At 62.1% G+C, this 15,263-nt stretch carries 14 protein-coding genes; 11 read left to right on the top strand and 3 right to left on the bottom strand.

The annotated features are described in order from the left end of the window. Positions 1-139 precede the first annotated feature (139 nt). Positions 140-1,678, top strand: a complete 1,539-nt coding sequence (locus tag NKH93_RS23450; protein ID WP_352972260.1) for a helicase HerA-like C-terminal domain-containing protein — start codon at positions 140-142, stop codon at positions 1,676-1,678. Between the two features lie 149 nt (positions 1,679-1,827). On the opposite strand, the gene NKH93_RS23445 is transcribed toward NKH93_RS23450, so the two are convergent. Then, positions 1,828-4,689, bottom strand: coding sequence for an ATP-binding protein (locus NKH93_RS23445; protein ID WP_352972258.1), 2,862 nt, complete (start codon positions 4,687-4,689; stop codon positions 1,828-1,830). Between the two features lie 207 nt (positions 4,690-4,896). On the opposite strand from NKH93_RS23445, the gene NKH93_RS23440 reads away from it, so the two are divergent. The 7 genes from NKH93_RS23440 (at position 4,897) to NKH93_RS23410 (ending at position 10,885) form a co-directional block, all read left to right on the top strand. Next, positions 4,897-6,216: an epoxide hydrolase family protein gene (locus tag NKH93_RS23440; RefSeq protein WP_502896483.1), complete on the top strand. Its 1,320-nt coding sequence runs from the start codon at positions 4,897-4,899 to the stop codon at positions 6,214-6,216. A 131-nt stretch (positions 6,217-6,347) separates the two neighbouring features. After that, entirely contained in the window at positions 6,348-6,884 is a 537-nt protein-coding gene (locus NKH93_RS23435) for a hypothetical protein (RefSeq protein ID WP_352922961.1), read from the top strand. Positions 6,885-6,931: 47 nt separating this feature from the next. Next, positions 6,932-7,579 carry a cysteine hydrolase family protein gene (locus NKH93_RS23430; protein ID WP_352501766.1) on the top strand — a complete coding sequence of 216 codons (648 nt, stop codon included), beginning with the start codon at positions 6,932-6,934 and terminating at the stop codon, positions 7,577-7,579. Positions 7,580-7,801: 222 nt separating this feature from the next. Further along, on the top strand, positions 7,802-8,458 hold the full coding sequence (locus NKH93_RS23425) for a VOC family protein (RefSeq protein WP_502896488.1): 657 nt from the start codon (positions 7,802-7,804) through the stop codon (positions 8,456-8,458). Between the two features lie 91 nt (positions 8,459-8,549). Further along, positions 8,550-9,302 (top strand): SDR family oxidoreductase, encoded by a 753-nt coding sequence (locus NKH93_RS23420; protein WP_352922938.1) that lies wholly within the window; start codon positions 8,550-8,552, stop codon positions 9,300-9,302. 46 nt (positions 9,303-9,348) lie between these two features. Next, complete coding sequence (locus NKH93_RS23415) at positions 9,349-10,410, top strand: alpha/beta fold hydrolase (RefSeq protein WP_352922936.1); 1,062 nt, start codon at positions 9,349-9,351, stop codon at positions 10,408-10,410. A 55-nt stretch (positions 10,411-10,465) separates the two neighbouring features. Next, complete coding sequence (locus NKH93_RS23410) at positions 10,466-10,885, top strand: Ohr family peroxiredoxin (RefSeq protein ID WP_352743187.1); 420 nt, start codon at positions 10,466-10,468, stop codon at positions 10,883-10,885. Positions 10,886-11,240: 355 nt separating this feature from the next. Here NKH93_RS23410 and NKH93_RS23405 read toward each other — a convergent pair whose 3' ends face one another. Then, positions 11,241-12,065, bottom strand: coding sequence for a L,D-transpeptidase (locus tag NKH93_RS23405; protein ID WP_352922934.1), 825 nt, complete (start codon positions 12,063-12,065; stop codon positions 11,241-11,243). 174 nt (positions 12,066-12,239) lie between these two features. Next, on the bottom strand, positions 12,240-12,902 hold the full coding sequence (locus NKH93_RS23400) for a haloacid dehalogenase type II (RefSeq protein ID WP_352827015.1): 663 nt from the start codon (positions 12,900-12,902) through the stop codon (positions 12,240-12,242). Between the two features lie 151 nt (positions 12,903-13,053). Here NKH93_RS23400 and NKH93_RS23395 point away from each other — a divergent pair, with 151 nt between their 5' ends. From NKH93_RS23395 to NKH93_RS23385, 3 genes are all read left to right on the top strand, one after another. Beyond that, complete coding sequence (locus NKH93_RS23395) at positions 13,054-13,932, top strand: branched-chain amino acid aminotransferase (RefSeq protein ID WP_352470990.1); 879 nt, start codon at positions 13,054-13,056, stop codon at positions 13,930-13,932. A gap of 107 nt (positions 13,933-14,039) precedes the next feature. Next, positions 14,040-14,636: a superoxide dismutase gene (locus NKH93_RS23390; protein ID WP_023677850.1), complete on the top strand. Its 597-nt coding sequence runs from the start codon at positions 14,040-14,042 to the stop codon at positions 14,634-14,636. 175 nt (positions 14,637-14,811) lie between these two features. Further along, positions 14,812-15,255 carry a c-type cytochrome gene (locus tag NKH93_RS23385; RefSeq protein ID WP_352449059.1) on the top strand — a complete coding sequence of 148 codons (444 nt, stop codon included), beginning with the start codon at positions 14,812-14,814 and terminating at the stop codon, positions 15,253-15,255. The last annotated feature ends 8 nt before the right edge of the window (positions 15,256-15,263 follow it).

Below are 15,263 nucleotides of genomic sequence, written 5' to 3'. Positions count from 1 at the left end.
CAGGTTCCGCAAGCTCCAAAAGCCATTTTCGACAACGCCCATTGTCGCTGCGCAATGGCCTCACTATACCTGCGGCGGGGCTCCCTTTTCTTCAAGGGATCAGGGCATTCAACCCTATAGGTTTGCGGAGACCGGACACATGGCCGACGATACCAGTATCTTCATAGGGGCCAGCCGCAAGCCGGACGACAGCTATCAGCGGCCCGAACAGCTTTTGCTGCAATATGGCAACCGTCACGGCCTGGTCACCGGCGCGACCGGCACCGGCAAGACGGTGACCCTGCAGATATTGGCCGAGGGTTTCTCCAATGCCGGCGTGCCGGTATTCTGCGCCGACATCAAGGGCGACCTGTCGGGTATCGCCATGATGGGCACAACGCAGGATTTCCTGGTCAAGCGGGCCGAGCAGGTCAAGCTCGATCCCTATGAGTTCCAGGAATTCCCGGTCATCTTCTGGGATCTGTTCGGCGAGCAGGGCCACCCGATCCGTGCCACCATCTCGGAGATGGGGCCGCTGCTTCTGTCGCGCTTGATGAACCTTTCCGAGGCGCAGGAAGGCATTGTGAACATCGCCTTCCGCATCGCCGACGAGGAAGGCCTTCTGTTGCTCGATTTGAAGGACCTGCAGTCACTGCTGGCCAACATCGCCGACCGCGCCGAAGAGATCGGCGCCCGCTACGGCAATGTGACGAAACCTTCGGTCGGCGCGATCCAGCGCACGCTGCTGGTCCTGGAGCAGCAGGGCGCTGCCAATTTCTTCGGCGAGCCGGCATTGCGGATATCCGACATTATGCGCACCACGCGCGATGGACGCGGCGCCATCAGCGTGCTCGCCGCCGACAAGCTGATGATGAATCCGCGGCTCTATGCGACGTTCCTTCTGTGGCTGATGTCGGAGCTGTTCGAGGAACTGCCCGAGGTCGGCGATCCCGACGAGCCGAAGCTGGTCTTCTTCTTCGACGAGGCGCATCTTTTGTTCGACGACGCGCCGAAGGTGTTGGTCGACCGCGTCGAGCAGGTGGTCCGGCTGATCCGTTCGAAGGGCGTCGGCGTCTATTTCGTCACGCAAAATCCGCTGGATATCCCTGAAACAGTGCTGGCCCAGTTGGGCAACCGCGTGCAGCACGCACTTCGTGCCTATACGCCGCGCGAACAGAAGGCCGTCAAGACGGCGGCCGAGACGTTCAGGCCCAATCCCGATTTCGACTGCGCAACCGTGATCACGCAGCTCGGCACCGGCGAGGCGCTTGTCTCGACGCTGGAAGCCAAGGGCGTGCCGTCCATGGTGCAGCGGACGCTGATCCGCCCGCCATCCTCGCGCCTTGGCCCGATCACGCCCGAAGAGCGCCGCAAGCTGATCACTGAGAGCCCGGTTGCCGGACAGTACGACCAGACCGTCGACCGCGAATCGGCTTTCGAGATGCTGCAGAAGAAGGCCAAGGACGCCCAGGAGGCGCAGGCGCAGCAACAGGACAGCGGCCGTTCGCGCTGGACCATTCCCGGTTTCGGCAATGACGAGCCCGCTCCTCAGCCCGGCGGTGGCCGGCGGGCGCCGCGCCCCTCCAACCGGCAGACGGTGGCGGAGGCGGCGATCAAATCCGTGGTGCGCTCGATCGGTTCGTCGGTCGGACGGGCGATCGTCCGCGGGATTTTGGGGAGCTTGTCCAGGGGCAGGTGAGGGGCATCGGACCCGAAGGCGGGCATCGGTGTTGGCAATTCTGTCTTGCATCAAGCGCCAGTAGCAGATCTGGAGGACAGCGGACGGCGGCTATGCGCCATAGCTGCCGTCGGACCGTCTGCAAAAGTGTAAACGCGTATCGGCGGTAGCTAGCTCAGCGTCGCCAACAGGCGCGCGGCAGCCTTCAAATCTTCCGTACTCGCGCCTTCTACGAAATGCTCCGCAACCGATTGCAAGAGCTCGCGAGCGCCGTCGATCTCGCCTCGCGCGGCCATCAACGTTGCCATATCAATTGCGGTTCGCAGCTCCCATGCCCGCGCGCCCTGACTCCGGCTCAACTCCAGTGCCTGCATTAGGTATGCGCCGACCTCGTCGCGATTGCGTCCCGACAGTTGTTGGAGAAGAAGGCCTCCCTTCATCCGCAGCAACTCCGGAAGGTACAATTGGTCACCGTTCTTTTCGACTTGACCAACTGAATGAGCGATCAGCGCGGCTGCTTCGCCGACCTGACCGATCGCGGATAGTCCTCTAACCAGCGAGAGGTTGAGCTCGGTCGTGAGCAATTCGTAAGGTGCTGCGTGGAGCTTTTGGAGAGAACTCTGGAGGCCCCCGACCCCACCTGTCGCATCCCCGTGCCGGATTGCGACTTCGCTTTTGAATCCCCGACCGACCAGCAGATAAGGGGCCATGGAATGGGACTCGGCGCGGGAAATCAGCATGTCGATGTGTGCCTCCGCGCTCTCCAGTTCCCCGGCCCACAGGAACACCGATATTCCCCAGATCAGGGCGATCGCCAGAGTCAGCGAGTGGTCCATGGCGGCGGCCTCTTCGACGGCCTGTCGAGCACGTTCCATGGCTTGGTCCGGATGGCCTTGCAGCCAAAGGTTCCTCGCCAGGATAGCCTTGGCCAGGATTTTGCCCTCGAAACCGAGATAGACCGTTGTGGTTCGCTGAGAGCGTGGCCCACGATCCAGCGCTGCCTCAAGCTCCGCGCGGGCTTCGGCCAGGTCACCACGAAGGTGAAGCGATATCCCCAGAATGGTATGCGCCAACGCAATCGCGACCGGATCCTCCAGGGTCGCGGCTATGGCTGAACAGCGTTTTGCAAACTGGAGGGCGGTCACGAAGTTGCCTGTCCGCAGGTGGAACATGTTGAGCGGACCCAGCAGGCGCACTTGATCCAACGTATCACCGCGTTCTTCGGCGATCGCCAGGCTTTTCTCCAGGGCGACGCGCGCCGCATCACGCCCTCCGCGCATGAACATCAGGGACACACCCAAGGCTGCCTGGAGATGCATCTCGTCAAGTCCGCCAAGAGCGGCATCGTCGAGAGCGAATATCGCGCGTTCTGACCAGCGATGACACTCCGGCAACAAGGACATCGCCAGGAAAACAGGCGCGGCAGCAGTGGCAAGTCCGATGCCGATATCGGCGTTTCCGCCCTCGCCGAAGCACCATTCCAGAGCGGCCCGCACATTGTTGATGGCGGCGAAGTGAGGAGCCCGCTCCTCGCCGGTCGCCAGACCTGGCCACTCGATACCTGTTTGCTCAAGCCATCTTCGATAGTAGGCGGCGTGGCGCACCGCCAGATCGGCGGCCTCGGCGTCATCTATGCTGATATCGAGGACGTAGGCGCGCGTGGTATCCAGGAGCCGATAGCGCATCATCGCTCCGAGCGGGCGCGTCGCTATGATCGACTTGGCAACAAGACTATCCATGGCATTAAGAACCGTCGATCTGTCGAGGGCAGCGCTTGTGACGACTTCCAAGACCGCATCGAGCGTGAAATGGCCAAGGAATACAGCGAGCCTGCGAAGCACTGCGCGCTCCAGGTCGGTAAGTAGCCCAAAGCTCCAATCCAGCGTGGCCTGCAGGGTCTTTTGACGCGGTGGCGCGGTCCGCGATCCCAGCCACAGCAAAGTCAGACGTTGATCGAGAAGCGCGGCGGTTTGTTGCAATCCATAAGACTCGACCCGCCGGGCCGCCAACTCGATTGCAAGCGCCACACCGTCAAGCTTTCGACAGATGCTTGCGACGATCAGGGCCTCCGCATCGCTGACATCCAAGCGCGCGCCACTTGCCACCGCGCGCTCCACGAACAGTTGAATGGCCGGGAACGTCTGGACAACCGCCGCCGTAAGCCTTGGGTCGTCCGGCGGACAGGCAAGGGCATCCAATCGGTAGATATGCTCGCCTTCGACCCGAAGCGCTTCGCGACTTGTTGCAAGAATGTGGACCTGCGACGCCGCGTCGATGATGCTTGCGGCCAGAGGCGCCACCGCATCGACGAGATGCTCGCAGGTATCGAGGATCAAAAGCATCCGCTTGTTGCGCAGGTAGGCGATCAGATTGGGCGTCGCGTCACTCGATTGAACCGACAGCCCAAGCATGGAGGCAACGGCTGTCGTCACCAGGTCGGGATCGCCGAGCATTCCCAGGTCGACGAACAGCACAGCGCCCGCGAAGGCGTCAATGAGGTGATGTCCGACCGCGATCGCGACGGTGGTTTTGCCGACGCCGCCCGCGCCAACGATTGTGACGAAGCGCGACGCATTCAGTCGAGCCGACAGCTGGAGAACGTCGTCGTCCCGGCCAACCATTCGGCCCAAGCGGCTCGGAAGATTCGCGTGCTGAAAACTGGCGGCAGCTGCAGGCTCTTCATCGCGCGGACCGCCGATCTGCGAGACGGGCGCGATGAAGCAATAACCCCGCCCTGGTAGTGTTGCGATGTATCGTGCGCCGTCCTTTCCGTCACCCAGCGCCTTGCGGAGCCTGGTCATGTGAAACCGCAGGCTGCCTTCCTCGACTACGACATCGGGCCAAACCCGCGACATCAGATCCTTTTTGCCGACGATTTCATTCGGCGTGGAGATCAGGGCAATGAGAATGTCCAGTGCACGCGAGCCCAGCGCCAAGGGAGCGCCGTCTTTTGTGACGAGCCTTTCGCGCGCAACCAGATGGAAAGGACCGAACGACAGTCCGTCCTTGGCCTGACCTGCCACTATCGTCATGGCGCTTCTCTCGGAGCCGCCCGCCACCAAGCCGATAGTCTAAGTCAAGTACAACACCTGCACCATAGGCGAACGGTGGCAGGACCCCGCTGCCCGGAGCCACCAGCGCTGACAGCCACTAACAGGGGGCTCACAACACATAACGGGCGATTCTCGTCCTGCGGGCGTAAGTTTTCGGCAGCACCGAGCACCCCCCAGGAGAGACCCATGAATACGACCAAGACTCCCGAACTAATCGATCAGGACCGCCGCCTGGTTTTGAGCACGGCCGCAATGGGCATTGCCGCCGTAGGTACTGCCAGCCTGCTCCCATCGGTCGCCGCAGCCGCGGGCGATGCGATCCGGCCCTTCAAGGTCAGCTTTCCTCAGGAGGAAATCGACGAGCTTAGCCGACGCGTCGCCGCGACCCGCTGGCCGGACCAGGAGAATGTGGCTGACGACACCCAGGGCGTGCAGCTCGCCACAATGCAGAAGCTCGCGAAGTACTGGGCGACGGATTACGACTGGCGCAAGATGGAGACCCGGCTCCATGCCCTGCCGCAGTTCATCACCGAGATCGACGGGCTGGACATCCACTTCATCCATGTCCGCTCCAGGCATGAGAATGCATTGCCGGTAATTATCACGCATGGCTGGCCTGGCTCGATCATCGAGCAGTTGAAGGTCATCGAGCCGCTCACCAATCCAACCGCCAACGGCGGGAGCGAAGCGGACGCATTTCATGTGGTGATCCCCTCGCTGCCTGGTTACGGCTTCTCAGGCAAGCCGACCGCACCGGGATGGACACCTGTCCGCATCGCCAAAGCGTGGGCGATGCTGATGCAACGCCTCGGTTACACGAGATACGTCGCGCAGGGCGGCGACTGGGGCAACGCCGTGTCGGAGACGATGGCGCTGCAAGAGCCTCCGGGCTTGCTTGGCATCCACACCAACATGGCTGCCACCGTGCCCGCCGACATCTCGAAGGCGCTTGCCGCCGGCGGCCGGGCGCCCGCCGGCCTCTCGCCCGACGAGAAGCGCGCCTGGGACCAGCTCGACGATTTCTACAAGAACGGGCTGGGCTACGCGATCGAGATGAACAATCGCCCGCAGACGCTCTACGGCATCGTCGACTCGCCGGTTGGTCTCGCAGCCTGGATGCTCGACCACGACATCCGCAGCTACGAGCTGATCGCACGCGTCTTCGACGGGCAGCCGGAAGGGCTGACGAAGGACGATATCCTGGACAATGTCACGATGTACTGGCTGACCAACACGGCGATCTCCTCGGCGCGTCTTTACTGGGACAACGCGCACCACCCGACGGGAGGCTTCTTCGACCCCAGGGGCATCAAGATCCCGGTCGCTGTGAGCGCCTTCCCGGACGAGATCTACCAGGCGCCGCAGACCTGGGCTGAAAAGGCGTATCCGAAGCTTATCCATTACAACCGGCTCCCCAAGGGCGGCCATTTCGCAGCCTGGGAGCAGCCCGCGGCCTTCACCGCCGAACTCCGGACGGCATTTCGTCCGCTGCGCCAGCAAATCTGAACCCCTCACAGGGTTCCGCTTGCAGTCACACCTGCTCGACTGTCCAAGGCAACCCGATTGAACCCGGGACAAAGGAGAACGCCATGTCAGCAATCGCGCACTCTTCCGCATCGCACGAACCCATCACGAAGATGGCAGCCCCCGTCGAGGACCATGAAATCGTCGATTCAAGCTTTACGGCTATCATCAACGCGCCGATCGAGAAGATCGACATTCCCAACTGGTGCTTCGCGCTGTCCGAATATGAATATCAGGGGTGTTCGCCTGCCCACATAGCGGCGGGTTTCACGACGGCGCCGGATGGCAAGCGCATGTCGATCAATGTCGAGATCATCGGCGGCAGCCTGATGGTGCAACACTATGTCGAGACGCTTGGCCGCAAGGATCACCTCATCCTGGAGTCGGTTTCAGACCTCTTCACGCCTACGGGCCGCACCACGATCCATGTGCGTTGGGAGCTGAGCGTCAAGGCTATCGACAGTCGCCGATGTGAGTTTACCAACCACGTCCGGTCCTGGGCCACGAAGGAATTCATGGCCTTCTTCGAGCGCCAGGGCATCCCGTTCGAGGTGCTTCGGTCACAGCGCCAGCCCATGTCGATCGCTCACAACAAGGGCGAGACGCCGCTTTTTGCGGCCAGCATCGAACGAGCCGCGCTCAGGAACTGAGCGGCAGCATCTTTCTTGTGATGTAGCCGCTCCATGGAGGAGGCACAATGACGAGGCACGCACATGACCGGGAGGTCACCGCACTTCTGGTGATCGATCCGTACAACGACTTCATTTCCGATGGGGGCAAGATATGGCCCCGCATCCGGGCTGTCGCAGAGGCGAACGGCTGCGTGCCTCACATGCTGCAAGTCCTGAATGCCGCGCGTCAAGCTAAGCTTCGCGTCTTCTATGCAATGCATCATCGATACCGTCCGGGCGACTATGAGACATGGACTTACGTCGCGCCCGTCCAGAAGAGAGCATGGAAGAGCAAGAGCTTTGAATACGGCACCTGGGGCGGCGAGATTCGGTCCGAGTTCGAGCCCAAGCCAGGCGAAACTGTCGCGACCGAACATTGGTGTTCCAGTGGGTTCGCCAATACGGATCTGGATCTGCAGCTGAAAAGGCACGGAATCCAGAAACTCATTGTCATCGGACTGATCGCACACACCTGCGTCGAAGCGACCGTTCGCTTCGCCGCCGAGCTCGGCTACGACGTAACCATGGTGAGGGACGCGACGGCAGACTACTCGGATGAGGAGATGCACGCGGCTCTCGACATCAACATGCCGAACTACGCCAGCGCGATTGTCACGACAGACCAAATCATCGACTCGATTTCTGCCGTGCAGACCTCGGCCGCCGAGGCGTAGGTGATGATCGATCTCACACGCGAGGGAATGGCCAACCGTGCGCATCTCACTCTGCACTCCGGCGGACCGTTTCCGTGCGCTCGACGCGTCAAAATACGTCGAAGAGAACTTGGCTCTGGCCGACATGCAGCAGAGAGATCCAGAACAGGCTCGGTCATTACGTGGCAACGATCGGGCAGGACCAGGTCCCACCCAACTGGAAAGAAAACGACCATGTCAGACATCGCAACGGCCCGTCAGGGCGAAAAGACCTCCGACACCGCAAGCGCACGTCCCGTCGACCTGAAGTTCGAGGTTGTCGTTATTCCGGTCGCAGACGTCGACCGCTCCAAGCAGTTCTACGAGGGCCTCGGCTGGCGGCTCGATGCCGACTTCGCGGTCGGCGACATGTTCCGGGTTGTGCAGTTCACGCCTCCGGGCTCGCCTGGCTCGATCCACTTCGGCAAGGCTGTCACCTCGGCCGCGCCGGGGTCGACACAGGGTCTCTATCTCATCGTGTCCGACATCGTAGCGGCGCGCGCCGAGCTCATCGCTCACGGTGCAGATGTGAGCGAAGTGTTCCACCGTGCCGGTCCGGGACAGCCTGCTGTCAATGGTCGGGACCCGGAGGGACGCAGCTACGTCTCCTTTGCAACGTTCAGCGATCCCGACGGGAACGGCTGGCTGCTCCAGGAGATCACCACCCGGTTTCCGGGCCGGATCGACTCGAAGGCGACGAGCTTCGCCTCCGAGGGCGACCTGGCCGCCGCAATGCGGCGCGCGTCGGTCGCCCACGGAGAGCACGAGAAGCGGACCGGCGGCCAGCGTGACGAGAACTGGCCGGACTGGTACGCCGAATACATAGTGGCCGAGCAGTCTGGCGAGGAACTGCCGCAGTAGGACGAGCTTCCAGACGGCGGCACACTGGCGCCGTATTCGTCCGCGGCCTGCGGAGATCGTGGCGACCTGACGGCCTTTATCGGAGGAAATCATGAGTACCGCAGCCATCCCCACTCAGCGCGAACCTGAACTTCTTGGCCAGACCGTCGTCGTCATCGGCGGTAGCGCCGGCATCGGTCTGGAGACCGCCCGGCGTGCCCGCGCCGAAGGCGCCCGCGTCATCCTCACCGGACGCAATCGCGACCGCCTCGATCAAGCAGCGCGCGAGATTAGCGCTGAGGGCACCGCCGCCTTCGACGCCAACGATGCGACCCAGCTGAAGTCGTTCTTTCAAGATCTGCCGGACTTGATCGACCATGTGATGGTTACTGCCGGCGCTCCCCATTATCGCTCACCCCTCGAAATTCCTCCCGAGGAGGCACGACACGATCTCACGGACCACCTATTGCTCGCGCTCAATGTGGCACGCAGCGCCGCTGGCAAGGTCGGGTCGGCCGGCTCACTGATATTCATGGGCGGCACGGGCGCACGCCGCCCAAAACCAGGCCTCGCGATCGTCTCGACGGTTACCGTCGCGTTCCCCGCGCTCATCGCCAATCTCGCGCTCGAGCTCGCGCCGATACGCGTCAACCTGATCGCCGCAGGCTTCGTCGACACGCCACTGTCGGCGTCGCTGCTCGGCGACAACCTCGACAAGCGGCGCGATGAACTGCGCGCGACGCTGCCAATCCGACGTGTCGTCGGACCGGCTGATGTCGCCGCGCTCGCCGTTCACATCATGAGCAACACGGCGCTGACGGGCGCGACATACGACCTCGACGGCGGCCAGCAGCTCGTCTCGTGACTACGCAGGAACAAAGCACATTGCCTCATCACAAAGAGACATCACTATGAACACGATCAGTGTTTGCGACAAAATCGATGAGCGCCGCCGTCGCCTGATCGGTGCAGCCGCAATGGGCATGACGCTTGCCGAACTCGGCATGACCGCGACAGCGAAGGCGGCGCCCATTGGAGTCGACCAGACGACGGCGTCTGCGATGCACACGGCAAAGAACTCGTTCGGCGAACCCAGGCAGATCGATGCCGGTGTCCTTAATGTCGGCTATGCAGAGGCCGGCCCTGCCGACGGTCCGCCCGTTATCCTTCTCCATGGCTGGCCTTACGACATCCACACATATGTCGACGTTGCGCCCATTCTGGCGGCGAAAGGCCGCCGCGTGATCGTGCCCTACCTGCGCGGATACGGCACGACGCGGTTCCTGTCGGACGAGACGATGCGCAATGGTCAGCAGTCGGCCATCGCTGCCGACATCGTCGCGCTGATGGATGCGCTGGGTATCGAGAAGGCGACGATTGCCGGCTGCGACTGGGGCGCTCGGACGGCGAACATCATCGCCGTCCTGTGGCCGGAACGCTGCAAGGCGATGGTCTCGGTGAGCGGCTATCTCATCGGCAACCAGCAAGCCGGCAAACTGCCGCTGCCGCCGAAGGCCGAGCTGCAATGGTGGTACCAATATTACTTCGCTACCGATCGCGGCCGTATCGGCTACGAGAAATATACGCGCGATTTCGCCAGGCTGATTTGGCAGCTCGCCTCGCCGCAATGGAATTTCGATGAGCCCACGTTCGAGCGGAGTGCTGCGGCCTTCGACAATCCGGATCACGTCGCGATCGTCATCCACAATTATCGCTGGCGGCTCGGCCTGGCAGAAGGCGAGGCGCAATATGATTCACTGGAGCAGCGGCTTGCTCAGGCACCCGTCATCTCCGTGCCCACGATGACGCTCGAGGGCGACGCCAATGGCGCGCCGCATCCGGACGCCAGCGCTTACGCCAAGATGTTTTCAGGCAGATATAGCCACCGGGTAGTCATGGGCGGCATTGGACACAACCTACCTCAGGAAGCACCACAGGCCTTTGCCGACGCCGTTGTCGAGGTCGACGCGTGATCGAGTTCGCGGCGCCGCCCCTCCGGCAGGTACGACAACCACCAAAAGAATGCCTATGAACCCGATCGCAAGGGTTGTTTACACGGCCAGGACCGCAACCACAGGTGGCCGCGAGAATGGCGCCTCGCGCAGCTCTGATGGCCTTCTGGACATCAGGCTTTCCATACCCGGATCGGCGCGCATCGGCACCAACCCGGAGCAACTGCTTGCAGCCGGCTGGTCGGCCAGCTTCGCAAGCGCGGTTGCGTCTGTGGCTCACGAACAAAAAATTACGCTGCCGGCCGGAGTGAGAATCGATGCCGAGGTTGATCTGAATCTCGGGGACGACGGCTACTCTCTCAGCACTCGGCTCAACGTCAGCCTGCCTGGCGTGGAGTACAATACCGCACGAGCCCTGATCGACGAGGCGCACGACATTTGTCCGTACTCGAAAGCGACGCGCGGCAACGTGCAAATTGCGATCAACCTGCTCTGAGTGGATTGCATCGATCGTTGAAGCAATTGGCATGGCCAGGGTTACATTTTGGATCATTCCTTCTCGCCAAGGTCTACAAAAACCTGCCACGGCATCGCACCTGTGAGAGGGCATCCAGCACAAATACGGTCAGGATGACAGGAGGGGTATCCCCGGTCACCGTGATAATCCCTTCTGAGCGCGAAATGTCCGCTCTGGCTCATGAGCTGTCACCGGCGGCGTCTGCACACGGCGCGGCAAAATCCGCTGCTCAACGAAAGCGTCAAATCCAAAGGCGGGCACCGGAACGGGCAAGCCGACGCTCGGCAAAACCAGCAGGAGCCGTGAGCAATCCCGCCTCCGCGCTTCCGTCAGCTCAGAAGATCGAGTCTGTGATCGCCTTGACCGGGCCGAGCAGGATCGACCCTTCCGGCACGCCGGCGTCGATCGGGATGGCTTTGCGGTTTGCTGTGGCCACCATCGGCTGGCCGATGTCGGCCGTCACCACGACCGGGGTCTTGTTCGGCACTCGGTCGTAGAGATCGATAATGTCCTGGTTCATCAGGCGAACACAGCCCGACGACACCGACTTGCCGATCGACCGCCATTCCGGCGAACCGTGCAAGCGGTAGAGCGTGTCCTGGTTGCCCTGGAAGAGATAGAGCGCCCGCGCGCCAAGCGGGTTCTTGAGCCCACCGGGCATGCCGCCATTCTCGGCGCTGTAGGGTCTCAACTCCGGCTGCCGCGCTATCATGTCGTCCGGCGGCGTCCATTTCGGCCATTTCTGCTTCCATTGGACCACCGCATCGCCCGACCATTCGAAGCCGGCGCGGCCGAGGCCGACACCGTAGCGGATCGCCTGGCCGCCCGGGCGCACCAGATAGAGGAAGTGATTGGTGGTGTCGACGACGATGGTGCCCGGCTGCTGCCCGGTCGGATCGTCAACGATCTGGCGCAGGAACTGCGGGTCGATCTTGTCGACCGGTATGGCCGGCAGCTCGAAGCCGCCATCCGACATCGGCCCATACATCGTCACATAGTCGCCGAGCGCCGGCTCGACATAGGTCGGCGGCGGCGGCTCGACCGGTTGTTGCGACAGCGTGGTGCAACTGGAGACCGCGACCGAGGCGGCGCCAAGGGCTGCTGCGTTGAGGAAACCGCGACGGCTAAGGCGCAGAGAGGACGATTGGGGTGTGAACATGATTGCCTTTTTTAAGTCTCAAATCGCAACAAAGCATGAATGCGCCCGGTTGCGCGCGGTTGTCCGAGCAATGCCCGGCGCGATAGGCGGTTCCAATTCTGGCCGCAGGGTGGACAAACAAAGGCAAAGCTGTGACTGGATCGTCACTGTTGCGCCGACGCAACATTTCCGGTGTCACCCCCCGGCGACCAGACCTTCAAGGGACGGCAGGATCAGGGCCGGTGGAAAATCCCGGTATTCCTCTGGCTGATTGGCGCGGTTGATCCACACCGTCCTGAAGCCGAATTTGGTGGCGCCGGCGACGTCCCAGCGGTTGGATGACTGGAAAGAGACAGCGCCCGGATAGAGGCGCCAGCCCGTGGTGACCATGTCGTAGACCGACGGATCGGTCTTGAAGCGCCTGACGCTGTCGACGGAAAAGACGTCGTCCAGGACCTGGTCGAGCGCGGCGGATTTGACGGCCGCTTCCAGCATCTCAGGCGAACCGTTGGACAGGATCGCCAGCCTTGCTCCCGATGCCTTGAGCGCCTTGAGCACGGCCGGCACCTCCGGATAGCAGTCCAGCCGCCAATAAGCCTCGAGCAGCTTCGCCCTCAGCCCGGCATCCGCGGATGGAACCTTGCGCAGGGCGAAGTCGAGCGCCTGCTCGGTGAGCTGCCAGAAATCGGCGTAGGCCCCCATCAGCGTCCTGACCCAGGAATATTCCAGCTGCTTGGCGCGCCAGATATCGGACAGCAACTGGCCGTCCGGCCCGATCTGGTCGGCGTGACGGCGCACGGCCGCATGCACGTCGAACAGCGTGCCATAGGCGTCGAAAACGTAAGCCGCGAACTGCATTCGACAGTTTTGAGGCCGCGTAAGGCAAGGCGCAAGCGCTGATTGCAGTCCGCCAGCCCGCTGGCCTCAACAAATCTCAGCCAAGCCGGTTGACGGCGGCCGCCAAAGCATCTTCCAATGCGCCGCAACAAGCATCGAACGGAACCTGGCAATGACACTGGCGACTGCGGCGCAATCCGCGACATGGACCTTCGTCGACGGCGACTGGTACGAGGGCAATGTTGCCATTCTCGGGCCGCGCAGCCACGCCATGTGGCTCGGCACCAGCGTGTTCGACGGCGCCCGCTGGTTCGAGGGCGTCGCTCCCGATCTCGATCGCCATGCAGCGCGGGTAAATGCCTCGGCGATCGCGCTCGGCCTGAAGCCGACGATGAGCACCGACAGGATCGTCGGGCTGACCTGGGACGGGCTGAAGAAGTTCGACGGCAAGACGGCGGTCTACATCAGGCCGATGTATTGGGCCGAGCATGGCGGCTATATGGGCGTGCCGGCCGACCCGGCCTCGACGCGTTTTTGCCTTTGCCTCTATGAATCGCCGATGATCTCGCCGGCGGGTTTTTCGGTGACGGTGTCGCCGTTCCGGCGCCCGACCATCGAAACCATGCCGACCAATGCCAAGGCCGGCTGCCTTTATCCCAACAACGGCCGGGCCATCCTCGAAGCCAAGATGCGCGGCTTCGACAATGCGCTCGTGCTCGACATGCTGGGCAATGTCGCCGAGACCGGCACGTCGAATATTTTTCTGGTCAAGGACGGCCATGTCCTGACGCCGGCGCCGAACGGCACCTTCCTTTCCGGCATCACCCGCGCGCGCACCATGGCCCTGCTTGGCGAATACGGGTTCACGACGACAGAAAAGACGCTGTCGATCCGCGACTTCCTGGAGGCGGACGAAATCTTCTCGACCGGAAACCACTCGAAAGTCGTGCCGGTCACCCGTATCGAGGATCGCAATCTGCAGCCCGGACCGGTGGCCAAGAAGGCGCGCGAACTCTATTGGGAATGGGCGCATTCGACTTCGCCCGGCTGACCCGCTAAAAAGCGGCCGGCGCTTCGTTTCCGGAGTTGTTCCAGACCAATCCAGTCCTATGTTAGTCCGGTATCGACACCGGATTTTTCCACGAGGGAGTACGACCGATGGCTTTTGAATTGCCCGCCTTGCCCTATGATTACGAGGCTTTGCAGCCTTATATGTCCAAGGAAACGCTGGAATATCATCACGACAAGCACCACAAGGCCTATGTCGACAACGGCAACAAGCTGGCCGCCGAGGCGGGCATGGGCGATTTGTCGGTCGAAGAGGCCGTCAAACAGTCCTTCGGCAAGAATGCGGGCCTCTTCAACAATGCCGCCCAGCACTACAATCACATCCATTTCTGGAAATGGATGAAGAAGGGCGGCGGTGGCAACAAGCTGCCGGGCGCATTGCAAAAGGCGGTCGACAGCGATCTTGGTGGCTATGACAAGTTCAAGGCCGACTTCATCGCCGCCGGCACCACCCAGTTCGGTTCGGGCTGGGCCTGGGTCTCGGTCAAGGACGGCAAGCTGGCGATCTCGAAGACGCCGAATGGCGAGAACCCGCTCGTCCATGGCGCGACGCCGATCCTCGGCGTCGATGTCTGGGAACATTCCTATTACATCGATTATCGCAACGCCCGGCCGAAATATCTCGAAGCCTTCGTCGACAGTCTCATCAACTGGGACTATGTGCTCGAGCTCTACGAAAAGGCCTGATCCGTTCCAGAAAAGCCCCGGCAGAACCGGGGCTTTTCTTTTTCAGCATCAGAACGACAGCTGCAAAAATTTCACGCAAGCGTGAGGCGAAGCGTCGGAATTTTTAAGCCATCCTTGCCGTTTGTCATCGGGGTGGGACCGCATCCTGAACTGCCTTCAACATGGAGCCAAGTGAATGAGAAAGCTTATCCTCGCCATCTCGATGCTCGCCTTCGCTGGTTCGGCGGCATTTGCCGACCCGGTAGCCGACCGGCAGGCCCTGATGAAGGAACGTGGCAAGATCGCCGCCGGCTTGTCGAAAGTGGTCAAGGGCGAGACGCCCTACGACGCAGCTTCGGTGCTGACGGCGTTGCAGGCACTGCAGGTCAATGCCGAGAAATTCCATGCCGGCGTCGACACGCTTTTCCCGGCCGGCAGCGACACCGGCGACACCACGGCGTCCCCAAAAATCTGGCAGGACATGGCCGGCTTCAAGACGGCTGAAGGCAAGTACCTCGCCGACGTCAAGGCGGCGGTCGCCGCAGCACCTGCGGATGCCGACGCGTTGAAGGCGCAGTTCAACACCATTGGCGGCGGCTGCGGCAACTGCCATCAAAACTACCGGGTAAAAAAAGGCTGATAGCGGGC

Origin of the sequence: Mesorhizobium sp. M0954, from assembly GCF_040319155.1 — a bacterium.
Taxonomy (GTDB): Bacteria; Pseudomonadota; Alphaproteobacteria; order Rhizobiales; family Rhizobiaceae; genus Mesorhizobium.
Note: the sequence above shows the minus strand (reverse complement) of the source record. Positions and strands in the feature narration are given on the sequence as shown.

Excerpts from the sequence above, each read along its gene's own strand:
- NKH93_RS23450 (WP_352972260.1), top strand. The coding sequence starts at position 140 with ATGGCCGACGATACCAGTATCTTCATAGGGGCCAGCCGCAAGCCGGAC.
- NKH93_RS23445 (WP_352972258.1), bottom strand. The coding sequence starts at position 4,689 with ATGACGATAGTGGCAGGTCAGGCCAAGGACGGACTGTCGTTCGGTCCT.
- NKH93_RS23440 (WP_502896483.1), top strand. The coding sequence starts at position 4,897 with ATGAATACGACCAAGACTCCCGAACTAATCGATCAGGACCGCCGCCTG.
- NKH93_RS23435 (WP_352922961.1), top strand. The coding sequence starts at position 6,348 with ATGGCAGCCCCCGTCGAGGACCATGAAATCGTCGATTCAAGCTTTACG.
- NKH93_RS23430 (WP_352501766.1), top strand. The coding sequence starts at position 6,932 with ATGACGAGGCACGCACATGACCGGGAGGTCACCGCACTTCTGGTGATC.
- NKH93_RS23420 (WP_352922938.1), top strand. The coding sequence starts at position 8,550 with ATGAGTACCGCAGCCATCCCCACTCAGCGCGAACCTGAACTTCTTGGC.
- NKH93_RS23415 (WP_352922936.1), top strand. The coding sequence starts at position 9,349 with ATGAACACGATCAGTGTTTGCGACAAAATCGATGAGCGCCGCCGTCGC.
- NKH93_RS23410 (WP_352743187.1), top strand. The coding sequence starts at position 10,466 with ATGAACCCGATCGCAAGGGTTGTTTACACGGCCAGGACCGCAACCACA.
- NKH93_RS23405 (WP_352922934.1), bottom strand. The coding sequence starts at position 12,065 with ATGTTCACACCCCAATCGTCCTCTCTGCGCCTTAGCCGTCGCGGTTTC.
- NKH93_RS23400 (WP_352827015.1), bottom strand. The coding sequence starts at position 12,902 with ATGCAGTTCGCGGCTTACGTTTTCGACGCCTATGGCACGCTGTTCGAC.
- NKH93_RS23395 (WP_352470990.1), top strand. The coding sequence starts at position 13,054 with ATGACACTGGCGACTGCGGCGCAATCCGCGACATGGACCTTCGTCGAC.
- NKH93_RS23390 (WP_023677850.1), top strand. The coding sequence starts at position 14,040 with ATGGCTTTTGAATTGCCCGCCTTGCCCTATGATTACGAGGCTTTGCAG.
- NKH93_RS23385 (WP_352449059.1), top strand. The coding sequence starts at position 14,812 with ATGAGAAAGCTTATCCTCGCCATCTCGATGCTCGCCTTCGCTGGTTCG.